Origin of the sequence: Arsukibacterium perlucidum DSM 18276 (genome assembly GCF_000382165.1) — a bacterium.
In the GTDB taxonomy this organism is placed as follows: domain Bacteria; phylum Pseudomonadota; class Gammaproteobacteria; order Enterobacterales; family Alteromonadaceae; genus Alishewanella; species Alishewanella perlucidum.
Map to the genome: position 1 here is coordinate 126,417 of NZ_KB907703.1, position 21,878 is coordinate 148,294.

Genomic DNA, 21,878 nt, shown 5'->3' on the forward strand with positions numbered 1-21,878 from the left:
ACAGAGAGCGCTAAATTGCAGAAAAGTTCAATATTACTATGGCACGACAACGACCCCTAAACGGTAAAAAAAACGCCCTGTTATTAACCGGTGGTGGCGCCCGTGCCGCTTATCAGGTGGGTGTGCTGAAAGCAATTGCTCAGCATTACCCCAGAACCAGTCCGATCCCCTTTGATATTATCAGTGGTACCTCTGCCGGCGCCATTAATGCCGCAGGTATTGCCTGTTATGCTTCCTGTTTTCATTTAGGCGTTAAAAAAATTGAGTCGGTATGGCGTCATTTCCATACTAATCAGGTGTATTACTCTGACTACCCGCGGGTGTTCTGGCATTTAATCCAAAATTTATTTGGCGCCTTTCAGGCAGATTATGCCAATAAAAAACCCGTTAGTGTGTTTGATAATAAACCTTTAAAACAATTACTAAACCGGATAATTGACCTGCAAAGAATTGACCGGAATATTATGGGAGGCTATTTATCCAGCTTCTCAGTCACCTCCTCTTGTTACAATAACGGCGACTCGATCACTTTTTTCCAGTCGGATCATGCCGAAGAGTGGCGCCGGGCAAAACGCTGTGGCCAGCGAACCTTGCTTGGCGTTCATCACTTAATGGCATCTGCCGCTATTCCAATTATTTTTCCGTCAGTCAGGATCCATCAGCAATACTTTGGTGATGGTTCAGTTAACCAACTTGCACCGTTAAGCGCGCCAATTCATCTGGGTGCTGATAAAATCCTGATTATCGGGGTGGAGGACCCCCGCAAAGAAAAAGCTAATCAGCGCAACCTGCATCATCCCGACTTAGCTACCGTGGCAGGCCACCTGCTGGATACTATTTTTACTGATACCCTGAATTCTGATTTAGAACGGATGCAGCGAATTAATAAAACCGTTGAAACCCTGCGGGCCAATAATATTGCTACCGAACTTAAACCAGTACAAAGCATGCTGATTAATCCCAGTCAGAACTTTAACCTGCTGGCCAGCGAGTATTATTTATGTATGCCACTGGCGGTGCGCACACTGCTGCGCAGCCTCGGGATCCGGCAGCACTCCGACTCCAGCCTGGCCAGCTATTTGCTGTTTGAACAGAAGTATACCCGCCGTTTAATTGAATTGGGTTTTGACGACGGCTGCAAGCAAATGGACCAAATAGTGCAGTTTCTTGCCGCAGATAATGAGTAAAACCTTGTCAATAGCTTGACTACGCCAGCCAGCAGCAAAATAACCATTTGAAATTAAACATATTTAACATTTGGCCTGAATTTTGCTTTGAACAGTCATCACCATCTAAGAAGGACTGGTAATGGACTGTATAATGACCCGGGAGTTAGCACTTGATGTGGCTCCGAGCTATGCGGCGTTAAATCGTTGTCAGCAAACTGACAGCCTGCCCGATTGCAGTGAACAAACGCTGACCAGCCAACTGCAAACCAGCCTGGATATTCAGCAACAGCTGGATATCTTTTCAATGTATGTCGGACGTTTACTAAGCATTACCGGCATCCGGCTTAACACCGCTTTTGGCGAGCATAGCGCTGCCGGTTCAAGTAACAGTTGCCATGCCTACAAAAGCCTGCTGGTGCTGAATCAACAATGCCTGGCAGAAGTGCATTATCACAGCGATCAACCGTTCAGTCCCAGCCAACAACGAGATCTTGTATTACTGGAAAGTGAATGGCTATTTGCGCTGCGCAATGCATTAGTGGTTGCCCGCCTGCAGCAAATGGCCCTGAAAGATCCACTTACTGCGCTTGGCAATCGTCGATTTTTTGACGATAGCTTTGCCAAAGCCATTCAGCTTTCCCGGCGCCGCCAGCAAACCTGCGCCTTGTTGCTATTAGATCTGGATAATTTTAAACAACTGAACGACAACTTTGGCCATGCTATGGGTGACGAACTGCTGATAGTGGTCGCTGACTGTATGCGTGAAGCATTAAGGCAAACCGATAGCCTGTTTCGATTCGGTGGTGATGAGTTTGCAGTAATTCTGGCTGACGAAGATGCCGACAGCGCAGATTTAGTCGCCCGACGCTTGCTAAAAGCCATTAACCAGCACCACAAATGTGTGCAATATGGCATTACTGCCAGTGCAGGACTGGCGTACCTGCAACCACTGCAGGCAGCTCAACAATTTTTTGCTGCCGCTGATCGCGCCCTGTACGAGGCCAAAGCATCCGGTAAAGCCAATTTACGCCAAACAGGCCGGGAAGTACTTAACAGCGCGGCAGCAGTCAGTTTTTCGACCAGCCAAACCAGCAATCCGCCTGTAACGTGCTAACTGCGCTGGCATAACCGGCAACAGCAAGCAGTTTATTGTTATGTAACAACAAGGGTACCTGACCACGTTGCCATGGTGGTACCTGCCACAACTTAAACCACTGCTTTACGGGCTTGTGCTGCGCCTGGCTATCTGGCTTGAATGGCAAACTAAGCTGACCAAATACGACGGTAACCTCTGAACGAATAACAGCCAGACGATCTGGCCCCGGTTCATTATAGGCCGCCAGCTCGCCCAAACCGGCAGGTAACGTCAAATTGTGTTGCATATCCCATAATAAACGGCAAGAACTTGCCGGCAGTGCGGTTTCCTGCTCAATAAACAGTCTTTGCTGATAACGCCTTAACTGATAGTCGCCAAGTACCAGCAGTGGCTGAGCGTCGACACTGGCGGCAATCACTTGCTGCTTCAGGGTTTGCAACCATTGCCGGGATGGGTTTAACTGAAACCGGGCCAGCCAGCGGCGGATTACTAAATCCTGCTGCAATGGCATTTGCTGCTGCAATGCGGTTAAATTAAGCTGCTTACCTTCAACACAAAGCGCCAGCGCCTGCTCAGTATAATGGTCTGACAGTTGCTGGTGCTCAGCCAGATGCTGCATGCTACGAAGGGCCGTATCGGTAAAAGACGGCCAGCGCCCGGTTAATAACGGCGCGACTACATTGCGAATATAATTACGGTCAAAGCGGTTGTCAGCATTACTGCTATCTTCCACCCACTGCAACTGATGTTGGCGGGCAAATGCCAGAATATGCTGCCGGCTGCAATCTAATAAGGGCCGCAGTAAGCTGCCACCAGCAAAAGGCCGTTGCTGTGCCATACCACTAAGCCCAGCCAGCCCGGCGCCACGTTTTAACGCCAGCACCAAGGTTTCCAGCTGATCATCCGCATGGTGCCCGGTCAGCAATGCGGTACTCGCTGAATCAATAAAAGATGCAAGCGCCTGATATCGGCCCTCCCGGGCAGCCGCTTCAATATTGGCAGCGCTATCAATAGTGATATTCCGGCTGGCAAACACGATATTGCGACTGGCACATTCTTTAGCGCAATGCTCAGCCCAGCGCGTGGCCTCCGGGCTCAGGCCATGGTTAACATAAACGGCCTGCAGTTGAAATGTGCTGAGTTGCCGGGCCTGCTGTAATAGTTCTAACAGCACCATTGAATCAAGGCCGCCACTGAGCGCCAGCACCACTTTAGTGGCACCGCAGGCGTGCAGCGTTGCAGCAAGCTCAGTTGCGCTTATAATTGCCATTGTAGATTGCCATGGTTAATGATGTTTTTATTAATCAACATTGCTGATTGCCCGAACAGTTATTATCCGGATAAAAAAACCAGCGACAAGCGCTGGTTTCTGATATTGCGGTATCAACTAGCAATAACCAAATGACATTAGCCGTTTGTAACGGTTATCCAGCAGCGTTTTGGTATCAAGCTGCTGCAATTTTTCCAAATCTTTCAGCAAGGCCTTTTTCAGAGTTTGGGCCATTTGCTCCGGCGCCCGATGGGCACCGCCTAGTGGTTCAGGAATAACAGCATCAATTAAATCCAGTTCTTTTAAGCGCTCAGCGGTAATACCCATCGCATCAGCGGCCAGCGGTGCTTTTTCAGCACTTTTCCACAAAATAGAGGCACAGCCTTCCGGAGAAATAACCGAATAAGTACTGAATTGCAGCATGTTAACCCGATCGCCAACACCAATTGCCAGGGCACCGCCTGAACCGCCCTCGCCTATAACAGTACAGATCACCGGCACTTTTAAACCTGCCATTACTTTCAGATTACGGGCTATGGCTTCTGACTGACCACGTTCTTCCGCGCCTATCCCCGGATAGGCACCAGGCGTATCAATAAAGGTAATGATCGGCATGTTAAAGCGCTCTGCCATTTCCATCAAACGCAGGGCTTTGCGGTAACCTTCCGGTCGTGGCATGCCAAAGTTGCGGCGGATTTTTTCACGGGTATCACGGCCTTTCTGATGGCCAATAACCATAACGGCGTGTTCACCTATCCGGGCAGTACCCGCTACAATAGCATTGTCATTGGCATAGGTACGATCACCTGCCAGTTCATCAAAATCGGTAAAGATGTGCTTCAGGTAGTCCAGAGTATAAGGCCGGCGTGGATGGCGGGCCATTTGTGCAACCTGCCAGGCGCCCAGCTCAGAAAATATCTTCTTGGTTAAACCCAGACTTTTTTCTTTTAGTTTGTTGATCTCTTCTTCTAAACCAAGATCGTAGTCGCCATTGCGACTGACGTTACGCAATTCGTCTATTTTTGCTTCAAGTTCAGCAATCGGCTGCTCAAACTCTAAATAATTCAGCATCATCGACTATCACTACCTAATTAATTAAATTCCAGTTCTATTGTTGCTAATTGTTTTAACTGATGCAACAAAGCGTCGGCGGGCGTCACCCACCAGGCTGTCCCTAACTGCAGTGTTACCTGCCCTTCCTGTCGTTGGTACCTGATAGTAACGGGTACCGTACCGGCTTTGAATTCATCCAGTACCTGCTGCAATCTTTGCAGGTAATTGTGGTCTATCTGCGGCGATTGTACAGTGATATTCAAAGATTTCAGCGATTTTTCACGTACTGCCGTTATTTCGCTGACATCGCGGCCCGACATTGTAAGGCCACCATTAAAATCATCAAAGCTGACCTGTCCGGTTATTACCAGAATGCGGTCTTTTTGCAGCAATTCCTCAAAGGTTTCCAGCTGTTCCGGGAAAAAGCGGACATCTAAGCGGGCTGATTTATCATCCAGCGTGACAATGGCCCAGCGCCGGCCTTTTTTGTTAATCATGACCCGTACCGACACGACTAAACCTGCAACCTGCACACTTTGATCTTTTTTAGTGGGTTGCAACTCTACTAAGCGACAAGACACATAATGCCGAATTTCATCAGCGTAACGGTTAATAGGGTGGCCGGTTAAATACAGCCCCAGCGTCTCGCGTTCACCATCCAGCCAGACTTCATCCGGCCAATGTGGTACTTGTTTAAAAGCCGCTGCCGATTGCTCTGGCTCGGGGCTTAACAAACCGAATAAGTCGTCCTGGCCGACCGCCTGCGCTTTGGCATGCTGCTCGGCCTTTTTCATTGCTTCTTCGAGGCTGGCCATCAGTGCAGCACGATGTGGCCCAAGCTTATCCATAGCGCCGGATAAAATCAGTTTTTCCATTACCCGACGGTTTAAGCGTTTTAAATCGACTTTGGCACAAAAGTCAAACAAGTCACTAAAGCTGCCATATTGGCTGCGCGCCTCAATAATAGCGTCTATCGGGCTCTCACCGACCCCTTTGATCGCACCGATACCGTATACGATCTGCCCCTGCTCGTTAACGGTAAATTTGTACTGGCCACTGTTAACATCTGGCGGGTTCAGCTTTAGCTTCATCCGCTCGCACTCATCTACCAGGGTAACGATCTTATCGGTGTTATCCATATCTGCCGACATTACCGCAGCCATAAATTCGGCCGGGAAGTGCGCTTTCATCCACAGGGTTTGATACGACACCAGCGCATAGGCTGCAGAGTGCGACTTGTTAAAACCGTAGCCGGCAAACTTCTCTACCAGGTCGAATATTTTAATCGCCAGCTCAGGGTCAATGCCATTTTTTGCCGCACCTTCCTGAAAGGCATCGCGCTGCTTGGCCATTTCTTCCGGCTTTTTCTTACCCATGGCCCGGCGTAATAAGTCGGCGCCGCCGAGCGAATAACCCGACAGCACCTGAGCAATTTGCATTACCTGTTCCTGGTACAGGATAATGCCGTAGGTGGGTTCTAAAATAGGCTTTAATGAATCATGCTGCCAGGTGGCGTCCGGGTAGGAGATTTCTTCGCGGCCGCGTTTGCGGTCAATAAAGTTATCAACCATGCCCGATTGCAGCGGCCCCGGCCGGAACAGTGCCACCAGCGCTATCATATCTTCGAAACAGTCAGGTTGCAGGCGGCGGATCAAATCTTTCATACCGCGTGATTCCAGCTGGAACACTGCCGTGGTGTCAGCCCGTTGCAGCAAATCAAAACTGCGTTTATCAACCAATGGAATACTATTGATATCAACCGGCTTACGGCCTTCTTTCTGCAGCCGGCTGTTAGCCATATTAACTGCCCACTGCAAAATGGTCAGGGTGCGTAAACCGAGGAAGTCGAATTTAACTAAGCCGGCATATTCAACATCGTTCTTATCAAACTGAGTAACCGGGTTATTACCCTCGTCATCGCAATATAACGGTGAGAAGTCAGTAATTTTAGTTGGTGCGATAACAACACCACCGGCATGCTTACCGGCATTACGGGTAACGCCTTCCAGCTGCCGCGCCATATCAATCAGATCTTTTACTTCCTGATCCTGAGCATATAACTCAGGCAAACGCGGTTCTTCTTTAAAGGCTTGTTCCAGGGTCATGCCCGGGGTGGGTGGGATTAACTTGGAAATCCGGTCAACAAAACCGTACGGATGGCCTAGTACCCGACCTACATCGCGGATCACTGCTTTGGCTGCCATAGTACCGAAAGTAATAATTTGCGAAACGGCTTCGCGGCCGTACATCTCAGCGACGTGGTCTATTACTTCGTCGCGCCGGTCCATACAGAAATCGACGTCAAAATCGGGCATCGATACCCGCTCCGGGTTTAGAAACCGCTCAAACAGTAAATCAAATTCCAGTGGATCCAGGTCGGTAATTTTTAAGGCATAGGCTACCAGCGAGCCGGCGCCTGACCCGCGCCCGGGGCCTACCGGAATGTCGTTATCTTTACTCCACTGAATAAACTCCATTACTACCAGAAAGTAGCCCGGGAAACCCATCTGGTTAATAACATCCAGTTCTATTTGTAAGCGCTCATCATAGGGTGGCCGCTTCAAAGCACGCTCAGCTTCGTCAGGAAATAACTGTAACAACCGCTGCTCCAGGCCTTCCTGTGATTTAAGCACCAGAAAGTCACCGTCAGTCATACCGCCGGTCGGAAACGCCGGTAAAAAGTATTCACCGAGCCGGATAGTCACATTGCAGCGCCGGGCAATTTCCACGCTGTTCTCCAGCGCCTCCGGAATATCAGCAAATAATTCCAGCATCTCCTGCTCAGTGCGCAGGTACTGCTGTTCAGAGTAATTTTTTGGCCGGCGTTTATCATCGAGGGTAAAACCATCATGAATGGCCACCCGGATTTCGTGAGCCGGATAATCACTGGCCTGTAAAAACACTACTTCATTGGTCGCGACCACCGGCAATTGATGCTGCTCGGCTAACAGCACGGCTTTTTGAATATAGCGCTCTTCGTCCGGCCGGTTGGTGCGGATTAACTCCAGATAAAACCGATCGGGAAAATACTGTTGGTAGAAGCTGACTAACTCTGTAACCGACTGCGGATTTTCTTTTACCAGCGCTTTACCAAGCGGGCCATCCTTACCACCTGAGAGCACAATCAAGCCGCTATTGTGCTCGGCCAGCCACTGGTGATCGAGCTGCGGCTTGCCGGCAACATGGCCCCGCAGATAGGCTTTGGAAATTAACATGGTCAGGTTCTGATAACCGACATTGTCCATTGCCAACAACAGCAGGCGGGCACTTTCATTAGCCAGCAGCGGATGCTGCACCCAACAGTCAACACCAATCAGCGGTTTAATCCCGGCATCGTGGGCGGCACTGTAAAAACGCACCAAACCGCAAAAATTCATCTGATCAGTCAGCGCCAGCGCCGGCATCTGCGCAGCTGCAGCCGCTTTAACAATGGGCTTAACTTTTGCCACACCGTCAATCATCGAGAAATCGCTATGCACCCGCAGGTGAATAAAAGCAGGATTACTCATCAGCGCATTTGCTCGGCTATCAACCGTACCGGTTTAAAGCTGCGCCGATGCTCAGCTAAAATGCCGTGCTCGCTAATCGCTGCCAGATGTTGCGCTGTTGGGTAACCTTTGTGGGCGGCAAAGCCAAATTGCGGGTAACGCCCGGCTAATTCTGCCATTTCTGCATCCCTTGCCACTTTAGCCAGAATCGAAGCCGCACTGATCTCGGCCACCAGGCTATCGCCTTTTACCACCGCCGTTGCCGGCATCGGCAGCTCGGGGCAGCGGTTGCCATCAATCATTACCCATTCGGGTTGAAGTGTTAACGCTGCCACAGCCCGCTGCATCGCCAGCATAGTAGCATGCAAGATATTCAGCTGGTCTATTTCTGCCGGTTCAGCACGGCCCAATGCCCAGCACAGCGCCCGTTCTTTAATCTGCTCTGCCAGTGCTTCGCGTTTGGTTGCACTGAGCTTTTTTGAATCGGTCAGGCCGGCAATGGGCCGTGCAGGGTCAAGAATAACCGCGGCGGTTACCACAGCACCTACCAGCGGGCCACGGCCGACTTCATCAACACCACACAATAATTGTACATCAGGTCTATGCCATTGCATCAGAACGTACTACCTCCAGAATCGCATCAGCGGCGCGGGCGCTGGCATCACACTTAATTTGTTGATGAATGGCCTGATATTCGGCCAGTAAACGACTATTATCTGCTTGCAGCATCGGGGCCATCGCCGCAACCAGCGCAGCAGGTGTCACCTGATGCTGCAGCAGTTCGGGCACCATTGCCCGCCCGGCCAATAAATTGGGCAAACTAAAATGCTCAAGCTTAACCAGCCGCCGGCCAATCTGGTAGGTTAACCAGTTAGCACGGTAAGCCACCACCATCAAACACTTGGCCAGCATCGCTTCCAGAGTCGCAGTGCCCGAGGTAATAAAAGTAGCGTCCGCGGCCAGCAGCGCTTGCCGGGCCTGGCCGGTAAATACAGTTATGCTCAGATCTGCGGCAGATTGCTGAGTTATTGCCGCAAACTGCGCTGCTTTTTGTGTTGTCACCATATTGGCAATAAGTTGCAGTTCTGGCTGTTGCTGTTGCAATAACCTGGCTGCCGCCAGAAAATCTGGTGCCAGTAGTTTAATTTCATTGCTGCGACTACCTGGCATAATGGCCAGCACCGGCCGCTCAGGGTCAAGTTGAAGTGCTGCTTTATGCTGTGCTTTATCAACCACTATCGGCATGGTATCGGCCATGGTGTGGCCTACAAAGGTACATGGCACCTGATATTTATCGTAAAAAGCTTTCTCAAACGGTAACAATGACAGCACCATATCGGTGGCTTTGGCAATTTTAAATATCCGCTTGTGGCGCCAGGCCCAGACTGAAGGACTGACATAATGCACGGTTTTTACTCCGGCCTGTTTTAACTCAAGCTCTACCGGCAGATTAAAATCAGGCGCGTCGATACCAACAAAAACATCGGGTTTATCTTTTAGTAAAGCAGCAACAATTTCACGTTTTACTTTAAGCAAGCGCGGTAAGCGGCCAAGTACCTCAACAAGCCCCATCACTGCCAGCTCTTCCATATCAAACAAGGCATTAAAACCCAGTGCCTGCATCCGCGGGCCGCCAATACCATAAAAATTTGCGTCCGGATGACGCCGGCGCAGGGCTTCGATTAAATCGGCACCCAGTATATCGCCGGAATGTTCACCGGCAATAATTGCTATGTTGAGATGGGGTTGAGCTGTATTCATTGACCGGCTTAAGATAATTTCAATTGGCCAATTCTAACACACGGCGCGTAGCTAAATTCAAGCCTTTCACCCGCTCAGCATAGTGATGGTTGAACAATTGCTCAAAGCGGCCCGATTGCTGCAGGTTAGTCAGACCTTGCGCCAGCATTGCAGCAAGCTCCGGTCGCTCCGGGCTAACGTAAAAATAAAACTGATTGGGGTAACGTAGTAATAGCTTTTGTTCTATCGCTAAACCAACTGGCTGTTTTTTGTATTCAGCCTGTATTGTCATAACGGAGCGTGGGAAGTAGTCTGCCAGACCATCACGCAGCGCTTTAAACATCGCCGGGTAACTCAAACTACCGTTTATTTGCAGACCATTTTTAGTCAGTACCTGATAATCAGACCAGTTTCTGGCTTGCAAGCCGGTAAGGCCGGCAAGCTGACTTAGATCAGTAATACCGTCAAACTCGCTTTGCTGCCCATCGCGGATCAGCAGCAGCCTGTTACCATGTATATTGTTGTATACCGCTACTTCAATGGCCAATAAGCTGGGATCTTTTGCATGCTCAGCACTCAGCCAGGCAATATCAATGTGTTCGTTATCACGCAGTGACTGCGCCATGCGCGCTGAATTCATTGCAACATCATGGAATTGGAACTGTATGCCAATATCAAGGCTGGCAAAGGCTTCAGTAAGCAAGCTCTGCACATAAATATTGCCCTGTTCACCACTGGTAACTGCAGTCGGTAACTTTAAAGTCAGTTCTGAATTGGCATGGCTCTGCCCGGACAAAACCAAAACCGCTATCAGTATTATCTTATTTAATATGTTCATCATACTGTGCTGCTAATTCTGGCTGAGGGATTATCCCCGATAGTAGCGTAAAGGTGCTGACCAGCACCAGCAAATTTACCTTAAACAGCTCCAAAAAAGATAATAAAAAAGAGCCCCAAGGCTCTTTTTTATTATCACGGATGTTGAAAATCAAACCACTGAGGGAACTGCCTAGCGAACTATGCCACGACCGGCGTTGGCAATAAAGTCAGTGAAAGCTTTCAGTTCCGGGTACTCTGCTGCTTTTACTTCAAGTGCTGCCAGTGCTTCAGCAACAGTCTGGCCCTTGCGGTACACCTCTTTATAAGCCCGGCGTATTTCTAACAGCGCGTCACTGCTGAAGCCACGACGCTTTAAACCTTCAACATTAATTCCTGCAGGTACGCATGGCGCACCATGCACCATTACGTAGGGAGGTACATCTTTTAATACAATAGAGCCACCACCACAAAAACTGTGGGCACCGATATGGACAAACTGGTGCACACCTGTCATACCGCCCAGAATAGCCCAGTCACCAATATGAACGTGTCCGGCGGCCTGTGCCCCACTGGCAAAAATGGTGTGGCTGCCAATCACGCAGTCATGCGCAATATGGGTGGTATTCATAAACAGGTTATGGTTACCAATAATGGTTTTACCCTGATCCTGCACAGTGCCGCGATGCACTGAACAACCTTCGCGAAAAACGTTATGGTCGCCAATAATAAGCTCTGTCGCTTCACCTTTGTACTTTTTATCCTGACAAGCTTCGCCAATGCTCGAAAACTGGAAGAAATGATTGCCTTTGCCAATGGTTGCCGGGCCTTTAATGACCACATGAGGCTCAACCACGCAGTCATCGCCAAGTACCACGTCATGGCCAATATAGCTAAAAGGCCCTACTTTCACATTCTGACCGAGCCTGGCGCTACTCTCTATTACTGCTGATGGATGGATCACGTTATAACTCTCTTCTGGCACACATTAATTCAGCTGAGCATACTATAGCGCCTTCCACTTTGGCTTCTCCATAAAATTTCCACATGTTACTGCGTTCTTTTAAAAATTTTACTTCCAGAATCATGGTATCACCGGGTACTACTGGTTTTTTAAAACGTGCGCCATCAATCGCTGCAAATAAATACAGCTCATTCTCTGAGCGTTCGGTGACTGTTTTAAACCCAAGAATACCCGTTGCCTGGGCCAATGCTTCTAAAATAAGCACCCCCGGAAAAATCGGCATACCCGGGAAATGCCCGGTAAAAATAGGTTCGTTAATGGTTACGTTTTTCAGCGCAGTTAATGACTCGCCAGGAGTATAGTCCAGCACTCTATCAATTAATAAAAACGGATAACGGTGCGGTAATAACGCCATAATTTCCTGCACTTGCAGGCTATTAAGTTGATTGGCCAAAATTAATCCTCTGTCGATGGCTGTTGTCCATCGTTACTTAAATGCTGTAATTGTTGCTCCAGCTGCTTAACCCGTGCAAAGAGTTGTTCGATCTGACGTAGTTTTGCTGTATTTTTTCGCCATTCAAGATTACTCACTGCCGGTATACCAGACGAGTATACGCCTTTTTCGGTAATCGGTTTCATTACCATAGCCATACCAGTTACCTGGACACCGTCGCATATCTCGATATGGCCATTCACTACTGCCCCGCCACCAAAGATACAATAGCGACCTATTTTTGTACTGCCTGCCACTATAGTGGCACCGGCCAATGCACAGTGGTCACCAATCTGGACGTTATGTGCTATCTGACACTGGTTATCAATAATAACATTGTTACCAATTACCGTATCATCAATAGCCCCACGGTCTATGGTAGTATTGGCCCCAATTTCGCAGTTATTGCCAATTTTCACTGTGCCTGTTTGTGGAATTTTCAGCCAGTTACCCGCTTTATTAGCAAAGCCAAAACCATCGGAACCAATAACGGCACCACTATGAATTAAGCACCCTTCACCAATAATCACATTGTGATAAACCGTAACGTTTGCCCATAACCGGCTACCTGAACCAATTTGTGCTCCGAGGCCTATCACAGTGCCGGCTCCCAACTGCACACCGTCGCCAAGTACCACGCCGGCACTGATGACAGCATTAGGCCCGATAGCACAGTTATCACCTATTACTGCAGTGGTATCAATTATAGCAGACGGATGAATGCCACTGGCAATATCTGGCGTACTGTCTAATAGCTGGGCAATCTGAGCGAATGCAACATAAGGGTCAGCTACCACTAAGGCGTTAACACCGGGTGCCACAAACGACAGATCTTCAGCTTTCACTAAGACCGCGCTGGCCTGAGTCTGACTGAGAAACTTGCGGTATTTGCTATTTGCCAGAAAACTGATCGCACCAGCGCCAGCATGTTCAAGTGTTGCAACGACAGAAACGCCGCAAGCGGCGTCTCCGATAAGCTGAGCATCAAGCTGCTCAGCCAGTTCTGCTAATAATTTCACCAGCTTATTTCGCTTTGCTAACCTGTGCCGCTACAGCATCAGAAATATCATATTCTGGTTTCGCATAAACCGCAGCACCAGCATTTAACACTACATCAAACTTTTCACGCTCGGCCACTACATCGATAGCAGTTTTAATCATAGCTAAAATTTTGTTGCGTTCTTCGTTCTGACGGGCACGAATTTGTTCATCCAGCGGCCGGGCAGTTGCTTCATACTGCTGACGTTGCTGTTGTACTTTCTCTGCCAATTCCTGCTGCTGTTTCTCACTCATAGTAGGACCATCACGACGTAACTTTTCAATGTTAAAGTTGATATCTTTTTCTAACTGGCCCATCTCATCAATTTTTGCGGCGAACTCGGTACGGATATTTTCCTGAATCGTTGCAGACTGTGGAATTTGCGCCGCAACAGCCTGGATATCAACAAATGCAATTTTCATTTCTTTCGCCGCTGCAGTGCCAGCCATTAACAATGCGGCTACTAATACGATTGCAGTTTTAGTTACTGTATTTTTAAACATCATTTTCCCTATACCTTTGTTAGAAAGTTGTACCAATATTAAAGCTAAAGTTTTCTTGCAGATCACCTTCCTGCTTTTTGATGATCTTGGCAAGGCTGAACGTTAATGGGCCCATCGGTGAAATCCACTGTAAAGATACACCAGCTGAAGCGCGAATCAAACTGGGGTCTGCATAATCAATCAGGAAAGGCTGCACACCCCGGCCGGTTGACGCTGTTCTATCCTGCGTTAAATCAGCATAACGGTTAATATCAAATTCCGTATCCCAGACATTACCCGCATCAATAAACAGGCTGGTCCGGACAGAATTACGGTATTCATCACTTAAAAACGGCGTTGGGGTAATTAACTCTAAGGTCAGCACCCCCATGGCATTACCACCGATAGACCGGCCTGACACAATATAACTATCGCCAGTCGGATCTTCAGGAAAAGTAATACCACCGTTTACCGGATCAGGAATGCCGGGCACCTGTCCTGGATAGCGGAAGATTGCATGTGGCCCGATAATCCGGTTTTCAAAACCGCGCAGGTTTGAACCGCCGGCATAGAAGTTTTCGGTAAATGGCAGGGTGTAATCGTAGCCATCTTTATCACCATAACCATTGCCATATCCCAGCTCCAGCTTACTACGGAATGACCAGCGATGGTCATTGCTCAGCGGGATATAATTCTGGGCCTCGAACTGCACTTTGTAATACTGCAAATCGGAATTTGGAGTGGTTGCCCTTAGCACTAAATTAAACATCCGGCCTGCTGTCGGAAACAAACCCCGGTTCAACGTACTGTGAGACCAGCCGGTGCTGAATTCGTAATTAGTGAAGTTATAACCACCATCCGGGTTCTGAGCGTCAAGTAAAACCGCCCGGAAATGCCGCAACTGGTCATATTCCTGAATGGAGTTAATTTTGTTTACAACATAATTCGCACCAAAATTCAGACGGTTAAACTCATTAACCGGGTAACCCACATTGGCGCCAAAGCCATAACGCCGCTGGTTATAGGCTTCCAGGTTTGATGAGGCACTACTGTAGTCGATGTCTGAATAAAACAATTGGCCGCCCAAACTTACCCCGTCCAGAGTATAATACGGGTCGGTGTAACTCAGGTTGACACTCTTCTGATATTTATTAGTGCTTAAGCTGATACCAGCGCTATTGCCGGTGCCAAAGAAGTTAGATTGCTGCACGCCAACTTCAAAAGATAAGCCCTGGTAGCTGCCATACGAAATACCAGCGTTAAAGCTGCCTGATGGCTGTTCTTTCATCTTAAAAAGTACATCAACCTGATCATCACTACCGGTCACCGGCATGGTTTCAAAACTGATGTCTTCAATGTATGGCAGACGCTGGATCCGGTTTTTAGATAGTTCAAGATAATCATTTGATAACCAGGCACCTTCCATCTGGCGCAGTTCGCGACGGATAACCTCGTCCCGGGTATTGCTGTTGCCTTTGATATCAATCCGGCGCACGTAAACCCGCTTGCCCGGGTCGACACTTATTGTAAGGTCAACTTCTTTGCTCTCTTCATCAATTTTCGGAATGGTCCGAATTTTTGAGTTAGCGTAACCAAAACGCGCTAATAATTTAGCAATACTTTCTTCGGTATAAGTAACCAGCGCACCATTGTACAGCTGGCCCTCTTTTAGCGGCAGTATCGCTTCAATTATCGCATCCTGCCCTGCCAAATCGCCGACAAAGCTAACATCACGAATATTATATTGCTCACCTTCATTCACGTTCAGGGTAACGTAAACCGCCGTTTTATCGGGGCTTACAGACACCTGTGACGACTCGATATCAAACCGTAAATAACCGCGATCGAGATAGTAGCTGTTGATCGTTTCGAAGTCGCCCTGCAGGGTCTGTTTCTGGTAGCGGTCTGATGCTAAGAAACGCCACCAGGGCAAATCCTGCTTCGATTCAATTTGGTTTAACAACTCCTCGTTAGAGAAAATGTTATTACCAACGATATTAATCTGACGAACCGAAGCGGCATCGCCTTCATCGAACTCCAGCTTCAGGTTAACCCGGTTGCGTGGCAGATAAGTGACTTTAGCTTCAACTTTCGCCTGGTATTTACCGACACCATGGTAAAATTCGGTTAAGCCGTTTTCGATGCTTTTCAGAATCGTTTTATCTAAAGGCTCACCAACCTGGACCCGGTTACCGGCCAGACTTTCGTTCAGCTGCTCTTCTTTAATATCTTTATTGCCATCAAATTCAATATTATTGATGGTTGGCCGTTCTTTTAAGCGATATATAACAGTATTGCCATCCCGGAATACCCTGATATCGTCAAAATGACCAGCACCATATAAAGTTTTGATACTACGGGACAAGCTGTACTCAGTAACAGTGTCACCAATAGTAAACGGCAGGTTGTTCAGGGCGGCACCGAGCGCAACGCGCTGCAAGCCTTCAACCTGAATATCCTGAACGGTAAATGATTCTTCAGCTAGCACCGAGTTACTGCCAGTGGCAAGTAACATCGCAGCTACTAATCGTTTAATTGTCATTATTTGAACTACTTATGATTAGTTTATTACAAACGAGAAATATCGTTGAGCAGCGCAATTCCCATTAACATCAGCAGGACTAAAGCTCCAAAGCGAAAACCTATTTCCTGCGCCTTTTCAGAGACAGGTTTACCGCGTATTAGTTCCACCACAAGATACATTAAATGGCCACCATCCAAAATGGGCAGTGGCAATAAGTTAATAACCGCCAGATTAACGCTAATCAGCGCCAGAAACGCTAAAAACGCAATCAGCCCCATACTGGCCGTATCGCCCGCTCCCTGAGCAATAGAGATAGGCCCGCTTAAATGCTTAACTGACACATCTCCGGTAAGTAATTTGGCTACCATCGCAAAACTTAACCGGGTTAACTGCCAGGTTTGGCTGACGCCCTCACCAATAGCGCCGATTACCCCATAGCGCTGGGTATAGATAATGCCTTCCGGCCATGGCGTAACCAGGGGTTGAATACCCAACATGCCCTGACTAAAGCCATCGTCACGGGTTAGCAATTCCGGGATCGCAGTAAGCTGCAGGCTTTGCCCTGCTCTGCTTATTTCCAGCTGCAGCGGTTGCTCAGCATTTTGCTGAATAAGCCGCTCTAAGGTGGCCCAGTCGTTAATTGGCTGGTCATCAATCCGGGTGATAACATCGCCTGCCAGCAATCCGGCCCTGGCAGCTGCAGACTCAGGCACCACCACTGCCAGCTCAGTTGTCGCCTTAGGTTGCATCAGCTCAATACCTAAACTGGCAAATACCGTTTGCCGCTCAGGGTCAAATTGCCAGTCAGTCAGGTTAAGCTGAACTTGCCGCTGCCGGCCTGAATCAACCGCCTGCAGGCCCAATGTCAGCTGCGAGCGACCTAACTGTTCAACCAGTAATAAATTGGTACTGCGCAAGTCTCTGGCAGTGTGACCGTTAATACTGATAATTTGTTCATTACCCTGCACACCGGCGTCAGCAACAATTGACTGAGGTTGCACCGCAGCGATAACCGGCTTAGCTTCCTGCACACCAAGCAAATACATCAGCCATAAAATAAAAATGGCAAAGATAAAATTAGCAGCAGGCCCTGCGGCAATAATGGCCATTCGTTGCCATACTGTTTTATGGTTAAAAGCCAGGTCGGCAAATTGGGGCAATACCGGATCAATACGCTCGTCTAACATCCGCACATAACCACCCAGCGGAATGGCAGCAATAACAAATTCAGTACCCTGGCGATCCCGCCAACTGAACAGCGCTTTACCAAAACCAATAGAGAAACGCTTTACCAGCACGCCGTTTTTGCGGGCGACCCAGAAGTGGCCAAACTCATGTACGGTAACCAGTAGACCCAGTGCAACCACAAAGGTAAAGGCATTCCATAAAAATACCGCCATTAATTTAAGGTCCTTACCTGCTGCTGCGCATAAGCGCGGGCTTCAAAATCGAGCGCTACTATATCATCCAGTGAGCGGGCAGCATAGTTAAGGAAATGTGCCAGACATTTTTCATTTAAGCGAACAATGTCTGTAAAGCGGATTTGTTCAGCAATAAACGCTGCCACAGCCACTTCATTCGCTGCATTTAGCGCCGTAGTAGCCCCCTGTCCGGCCGCACAGGCAGCAATTGCCAGATATAAATTGGGGTAGCGTTCTGGTTCAGGCTTACTGAAGCTGAAATTAGCTAACTGACTGAAATCCAGCGGTTGTACCGGGCTACTTATCCGATTAGGGAAAGCAAGGGCATGGGCAATCGGTGTTCGCATATCCGGCTGGCCAAGTTGCGCCAATACTGAACCGTCAGTGTATTGCACCATCGAGTGGATAATACTTTGCGGATGAATAACCACTTCGATATCAGCCGGGGCGCAATTAAATAACCAGCGCGCTTCAATAAACTCGAGCCCTTTATTCATCATAGTAGCGCTGTCGACCGATATTTTCTGGCCCATGCTCCAGTTCGGATGAGCAACTGCTTCGGCCACGGTTACTGTGTTCAGCGTACTGATTTGCCGGGTCAGGAAGGGGCCGCCACTGCCCGTCAGCAGTAGTTTGGCAATGCCCATTGCAGTGAGCGCCGGCCGTTGTGCTGCCTGTTGAAAAGCTGCAGGCAAGCATTGAAAAATAGCATTATGCTCACTGTCTATTGGTAATAAAGTCGCGCCGTGGCGTTGCACTTTATCCATAAACAATTCACCTGACATCACCAGCGCTTCTTTATTAGCCAGCAATACCGTTTTGCCTTGTTCAACTGCCGCCAGAGTCGGCAGCAAGCCGGCTGCGCCAACTATCGCTGCCATTACGATATCCGCGTCAGGGTGGGCAGCTAGCTCTGCCAGCGCTGCCGGCCCTGCCAGCACTTCCGTAGCACTGCCTTGGCTTGCCAATGCTGCTTTGAGCTCTGCAGCTGCTTTTGGACACAACATCGCCGCAAATCGCGGCTGAAACTGCAGGCACTGGGCTAACAACTTATCAACCTGGGTGGCAGCAGTAAGTGCCAATACCTTAAATTGCTGTGGATGCATAGCCAGCACCGACAAGGTACTGCAACCTATAGAGCCGGTCGCACCAAGAATAACCACCTGTCGCATCAAGTAATACCACCAAATAACGCCAGTATTAACGCATATAACGGCGCAGTTGCGGTCAAACTGTCAATCCGGTCCAGAATACCGCCATGGCCTGGCAAAAAGACACCACTGTCTTTCTTACCTGCAGCACGTTTAAACATACTTTCAGTTAAATCACCAAACACGGACAGCACGGTTAACACTATGGCAGCCAGATACCAGTATGGCATTTGGGCAGGCCAGTTTTTCCAGTAACCTATTGCACTAACCAGCAGCAGCACCAGCAGCATGCCACCGAGCATTCCCTCCAGGGTTTTACCCGGGCTGACTTTAGGCAACAATTTATTCTTACCAAAAGGCTTACCAATTATATAACCGCCTATATCGGCAGCCCACACCAGCCCCAGCAAGCCAAATAACAGCCAGGCTCCGGTGAACTCAGACTGCGGATAATCAATACCGCGAACAAATACGATGGCGCTCCATGCGGGTAACAAGGTCAACCAGCCCATCAATGCCTTTAGCCAGTCACGGCCGGCCCAGAAAGCCTGGCTGCGGGGATAAGTTAACACCAGCACTACCGCCAAAAGCCACCAGATCACTCCGGCCAGCACCAGGGTAAGGGTAAAGGTATCGGCAAACAAATATTGCAGCGCTATAGGTTGCAAATAATACAGCCCGCATAGTATTGCAGCCGTTAACGCCGTATACACCGCCCGCATTTTGCGATTGGCCAGGCCACAAAAACCACTCCACTCCCAGGCGCCAAGCGTAAATGCCACCGACACAAACAACGCAAAGCTGCCAAGCGGTAAATAAAACACTGCCAGCAACGCCAGAGGTGCCAGCAGTAACGCTGTAAGTACTCGTTGTTTAAACAATATCGTTATCCTTTATTTTGCAGCAGCGCCTGAATTTGCTCGCCGGTACAACCGAAGCGCCGCTCCCGGTTCACAAAAGCGGCGATGGCATCAGCAAACACGCTTTTATCAAAGTCAGGCCACAGGGTTTCGGTAAACCACAGCTCTGCATAAGCAGCCTGCCACAATAGAAAGTTGCTAATCCGCAAATCGCCGCCAGTCCGGATAAGTAAGTCCAGTTCCGGCTGGTCATGCAATTGCATATGTCCGGCCAGCATCTGCTCAGTAATGGCTTCAGGTAACAGCTCATTCGCCTGCACTTTAACAGCCAGTTGACGTGCGGCGTTCAGCATATCCCAGCGTCCACCATAATTTGCTGCAATATTTAATGTCATAGCGGTGTTGTCAGCTGTCAATTCTTCGGCAGTTTTAATACTGGCCCTCAGTTTTTGATCAAAAGCAGACAAATCGCCAACTATTTGCAACTTAACGTTATGCTTGTGCAGGCTTTTAACTTCTTTTTTTAGCACCAGCATAAACAGCTGCATCAGGGTATCAACTTCAGTTTGCGGACGACGCCAGTTTTCGCTGCTAAACGCGAACAATGTTAGCGATGGAATACCTAATTGCCGGCAAAAACTGACTGCCCGGCGCACAGCCTCCGCACCCTTTTTATGTCCCCACACTCTTGGCTTCCCTTGACGTTGTGCCCAACGCCCATTGCCATCCATTATTATGGCGACATGGCGTGGTAACGTCTGCTGCCCGATCTGCGACTCTAAAGTCATAGAATAAGACCTGTCCTTTAGTATTGCTTTAACACTGCTTTATGGCTGGATGTCATTCTCAAGCCATAATAAAAAGCGCCGCACAGCTTAGCCGATACGGCGCTACTACCTGATAGTGGTTAACTAGCTTAAACCTCCATCAATTCTTTTTCTTTATCAGCCAGCACTTCGTCGATTTTCTTAACAAAAGTATCGGTAACTTTCTGTACTTCATCAGCCGCGCGGCGTTCATCATCTTCGCTGATATTCTTATCTTTTAACAAGGCTTTTAATTCAGCATTGGCATCACGACGAATGTTACGCACTGCAACCCGGCCACCTTCCGCTTCTGCCCGAACCACTTTAACCAAATCGCGACGCCGCTCTTCAGTCAGTGATGGCAATGGTACCCGGATACTGGTACCGGCAGACATCGGGTTCAAACCCAAATCCGATGCCATAATCGCTTTCTCAACAGCCTGCACCAAACTCTTGTCAAATACACTGATACTTAAGGTGCGGGAATCTTCTATCGAGACATTAGCAACCTGCCGCAGTGGTGTGTCGGCACCGTAATAAGAAACCTGAATGCCATCCAGTAAGCTGGGATGAGCGCGACCGGTGCGCACTTTATTCAATTGCGATTTCAGCGCTTCAACGCTTTTTTCCATTCTTACTTTACTATCTTTAATAATGTCGTTTATCACGATCGTTATCCTTATATATCATGTCGCCACAGCCAGAATAGCTGCTAGTTTACTGTAAATTTTCTGCATGGTCGATAACGGTGCCTTCCTGCTCGCCCATGATCACCCGTTTTAAAGCCCCTGGCTTATTCATATTAAATACCCGGATTTGCAAATTATGATCCCGGGCCAGGGTAAAGGCGGCTAAATCCATCACTTTTAATTCTTTATCCAGCACTTCGTTGTAGGTTAACTGGCTGTAAAGCGTGGCAGCCGGATCTTTTACCGGATCTGCTGAATAAACACCTTCTACTTTGGTGGCTTTTAATACGGCATCAGCTTCAATTTCAATACCACGCAGACACGCAGCAGAGTCGGTGGTAAAAAACGGGTTGCCGGTACCGGCTGAAAAAATCACCACCCGGCCTGATTTCAGATAGCTGATTGCTTCTGCCCAGCTGTAATTGTCACAGACGCCATTTAACGGAATAGCGCTCATCATCCTGGCGTTAACATAAGCCCGGTGCAGCGCATCACGCATTGCCAGGCCATTCATTACCGTAGCCAGCATGCCCATATGATCCCCGACTACCCGGTTCATCCCGGCCTTTGCCAGGCCTTCGCCCCGGAAAATATTGCCACCACCAATCACGATACCAACCTGCACCCCTAATTCAACCAGCTCTTTGATTTCCTGGGCCATCCGGTCCAGTACTTTCGGATCGATACCAAAGCCTTCATCGCCCATCAGGGCCTCACCGCTTAATTTTAACAGGATGCGTCGGTAGGTTGGTTTTGGATTGATACTCATGGGTGCCCCTAGTGCTGAAAAACGTGCTGGATAAAAGACATAAAAAAA

19 protein-coding genes are annotated in these 21,878 nt (G+C 48.7%); 2 read left to right on the forward strand and 17 right to left on the reverse strand.

Translation table 11 applies throughout. The features are described from left to right. The first annotated feature begins 38 nt into the window (after positions 1-38). Positions 39-1,187 carry a patatin-like phospholipase family protein gene (locus H141_RS0103510; protein ID WP_019674863.1) on the forward strand — a complete coding sequence of 383 codons (1,149 nt, stop codon included), beginning with the start codon at positions 39-41 and terminating at the stop codon, positions 1,185-1,187. Positions 1,188-1,308: 121 nt separating this feature from the next. Then, positions 1,309-2,283, forward strand: coding sequence for a GGDEF domain-containing protein (locus tag H141_RS0103515; protein WP_019674864.1), 975 nt, complete (start codon positions 1,309-1,311; stop codon positions 2,281-2,283). On the opposite strand, the gene tilS is transcribed toward H141_RS0103515, so the two are convergent. The 17 genes from tilS to pyrH all read right to left on the reverse strand — a co-directional run bounded on the left by tilS (position 2,237) and on the right by pyrH (position 21,830). Further along, positions 2,237-3,535, reverse strand: coding sequence for a tRNA lysidine(34) synthetase TilS (gene tilS / locus H141_RS0103520; protein ID WP_019674865.1), 1,299 nt, complete (start codon positions 3,533-3,535; stop codon positions 2,237-2,239). The two genes, H141_RS0103515 and tilS, sit on opposite strands and share 47 nt — an antisense overlap. A gap of 117 nt (positions 3,536-3,652) precedes the next feature. Next, positions 3,653-4,609 carry an acetyl-CoA carboxylase carboxyl transferase subunit alpha gene (accA, locus tag H141_RS0103530; RefSeq protein ID WP_019674867.1) on the reverse strand — a complete coding sequence of 319 codons (957 nt, stop codon included), beginning with the start codon at positions 4,607-4,609 and terminating at the stop codon, positions 3,653-3,655. Positions 4,610-4,626: 17 nt separating this feature from the next. Next, a complete protein-coding gene (gene dnaE, locus H141_RS0103535) occupies positions 4,627-8,097 on the reverse strand; it encodes a DNA polymerase III subunit alpha (RefSeq protein ID WP_019674868.1) in 3,471 nt (1,156 codons plus the stop codon). Beyond that, positions 8,097-8,690, reverse strand: coding sequence for a ribonuclease HII (gene rnhB / locus H141_RS0103540; protein ID WP_019674869.1), 594 nt, complete (start codon positions 8,688-8,690; stop codon positions 8,097-8,099). Before rnhB ends, dnaE begins: the two co-directional genes overlap by 1 nt. Further along, a complete protein-coding gene (gene lpxB, locus H141_RS0103545) occupies positions 8,677-9,837 on the reverse strand; it encodes a lipid-A-disaccharide synthase (RefSeq protein WP_019674870.1) in 1,161 nt (386 codons plus the stop codon). The genes rnhB and lpxB overlap by 14 nt, the downstream gene beginning before the upstream one ends. 19 nt (positions 9,838-9,856) lie before the next feature. Then, positions 9,857-10,657 (reverse strand): type 2 periplasmic-binding domain-containing protein, encoded by an 801-nt coding sequence (locus tag H141_RS20875; protein ID WP_083923023.1) that lies wholly within the window; start codon positions 10,655-10,657, stop codon positions 9,857-9,859. Positions 10,658-10,825: 168 nt separating this feature from the next. Further along, positions 10,826-11,596, reverse strand: coding sequence for an acyl-ACP--UDP-N-acetylglucosamine O-acyltransferase (gene lpxA, locus H141_RS0103560; protein ID WP_026349202.1), 771 nt, complete (start codon positions 11,594-11,596; stop codon positions 10,826-10,828). 1 nt (position 11,597) lies between these two features. Continuing rightward, positions 11,598-12,050 (reverse strand): 3-hydroxyacyl-ACP dehydratase FabZ, encoded by a 453-nt coding sequence (gene fabZ / locus H141_RS0103565; protein WP_019674874.1) that lies wholly within the window; start codon positions 12,048-12,050, stop codon positions 11,598-11,600. Positions 12,051-12,052: 2 nt separating this feature from the next. Continuing rightward, on the reverse strand, positions 12,053-13,108 hold the full coding sequence (lpxD, locus tag H141_RS0103570; RefSeq protein WP_019674875.1) for a UDP-3-O-(3-hydroxymyristoyl)glucosamine N-acyltransferase: 1,056 nt from the start codon (positions 13,106-13,108) through the stop codon (positions 12,053-12,055). A gap of 4 nt (positions 13,109-13,112) precedes the next feature. Further along, positions 13,113-13,634: an OmpH/Skp family outer membrane protein gene (locus H141_RS0103575; protein WP_019674876.1), complete on the reverse strand. Its 522-nt coding sequence runs from the start codon at positions 13,632-13,634 to the stop codon at positions 13,113-13,115. Between the two features lie 16 nt (positions 13,635-13,650). Continuing rightward, positions 13,651-16,152: an outer membrane protein assembly factor BamA gene (bamA, locus tag H141_RS0103580; protein WP_026349204.1), complete on the reverse strand. Its 2,502-nt coding sequence runs from the start codon at positions 16,150-16,152 to the stop codon at positions 13,651-13,653. A gap of 26 nt (positions 16,153-16,178) precedes the next feature. Continuing rightward, the gene (rseP, locus tag H141_RS0103585; RefSeq protein ID WP_019674878.1) at positions 16,179-17,534 is read right to left on the reverse strand and encodes a sigma E protease regulator RseP; all 1,356 of its coding nucleotides are present in this window, start codon (positions 17,532-17,534) and stop codon (positions 16,179-16,181) included. Beyond that, entirely contained in the window at positions 17,534-18,727 is a 1,194-nt protein-coding gene (ispC, locus tag H141_RS0103590) for a 1-deoxy-D-xylulose-5-phosphate reductoisomerase (protein WP_019674879.1), read from the reverse strand. Before ispC ends, rseP begins: the two co-directional genes overlap by 1 nt. After that, positions 18,727-19,587 (reverse strand): phosphatidate cytidylyltransferase, encoded by an 861-nt coding sequence (locus H141_RS0103595; RefSeq protein WP_019674880.1) that lies wholly within the window; start codon positions 19,585-19,587, stop codon positions 18,727-18,729. The genes ispC and H141_RS0103595 overlap by 1 nt, the downstream gene beginning before the upstream one ends. A 5-nt stretch (positions 19,588-19,592) precedes the next feature. After that, entirely contained in the window at positions 19,593-20,354 is a 762-nt protein-coding gene (gene uppS, locus H141_RS0103600) for a polyprenyl diphosphate synthase (protein WP_026349205.1), read from the reverse strand. A 128-nt stretch (positions 20,355-20,482) separates the two neighbouring features. Further along, positions 20,483-21,040 carry a ribosome recycling factor gene (gene frr, locus H141_RS0103605; RefSeq protein ID WP_019674882.1) on the reverse strand — a complete coding sequence of 186 codons (558 nt, stop codon included), beginning with the start codon at positions 21,038-21,040 and terminating at the stop codon, positions 20,483-20,485. A gap of 49 nt (positions 21,041-21,089) precedes the next feature. Next, a complete protein-coding gene (gene pyrH, locus H141_RS0103610) occupies positions 21,090-21,830 on the reverse strand; it encodes a UMP kinase (RefSeq protein ID WP_019674883.1) in 741 nt (246 codons plus the stop codon). Positions 21,831-21,878: the final 48 nt, after the last annotated feature.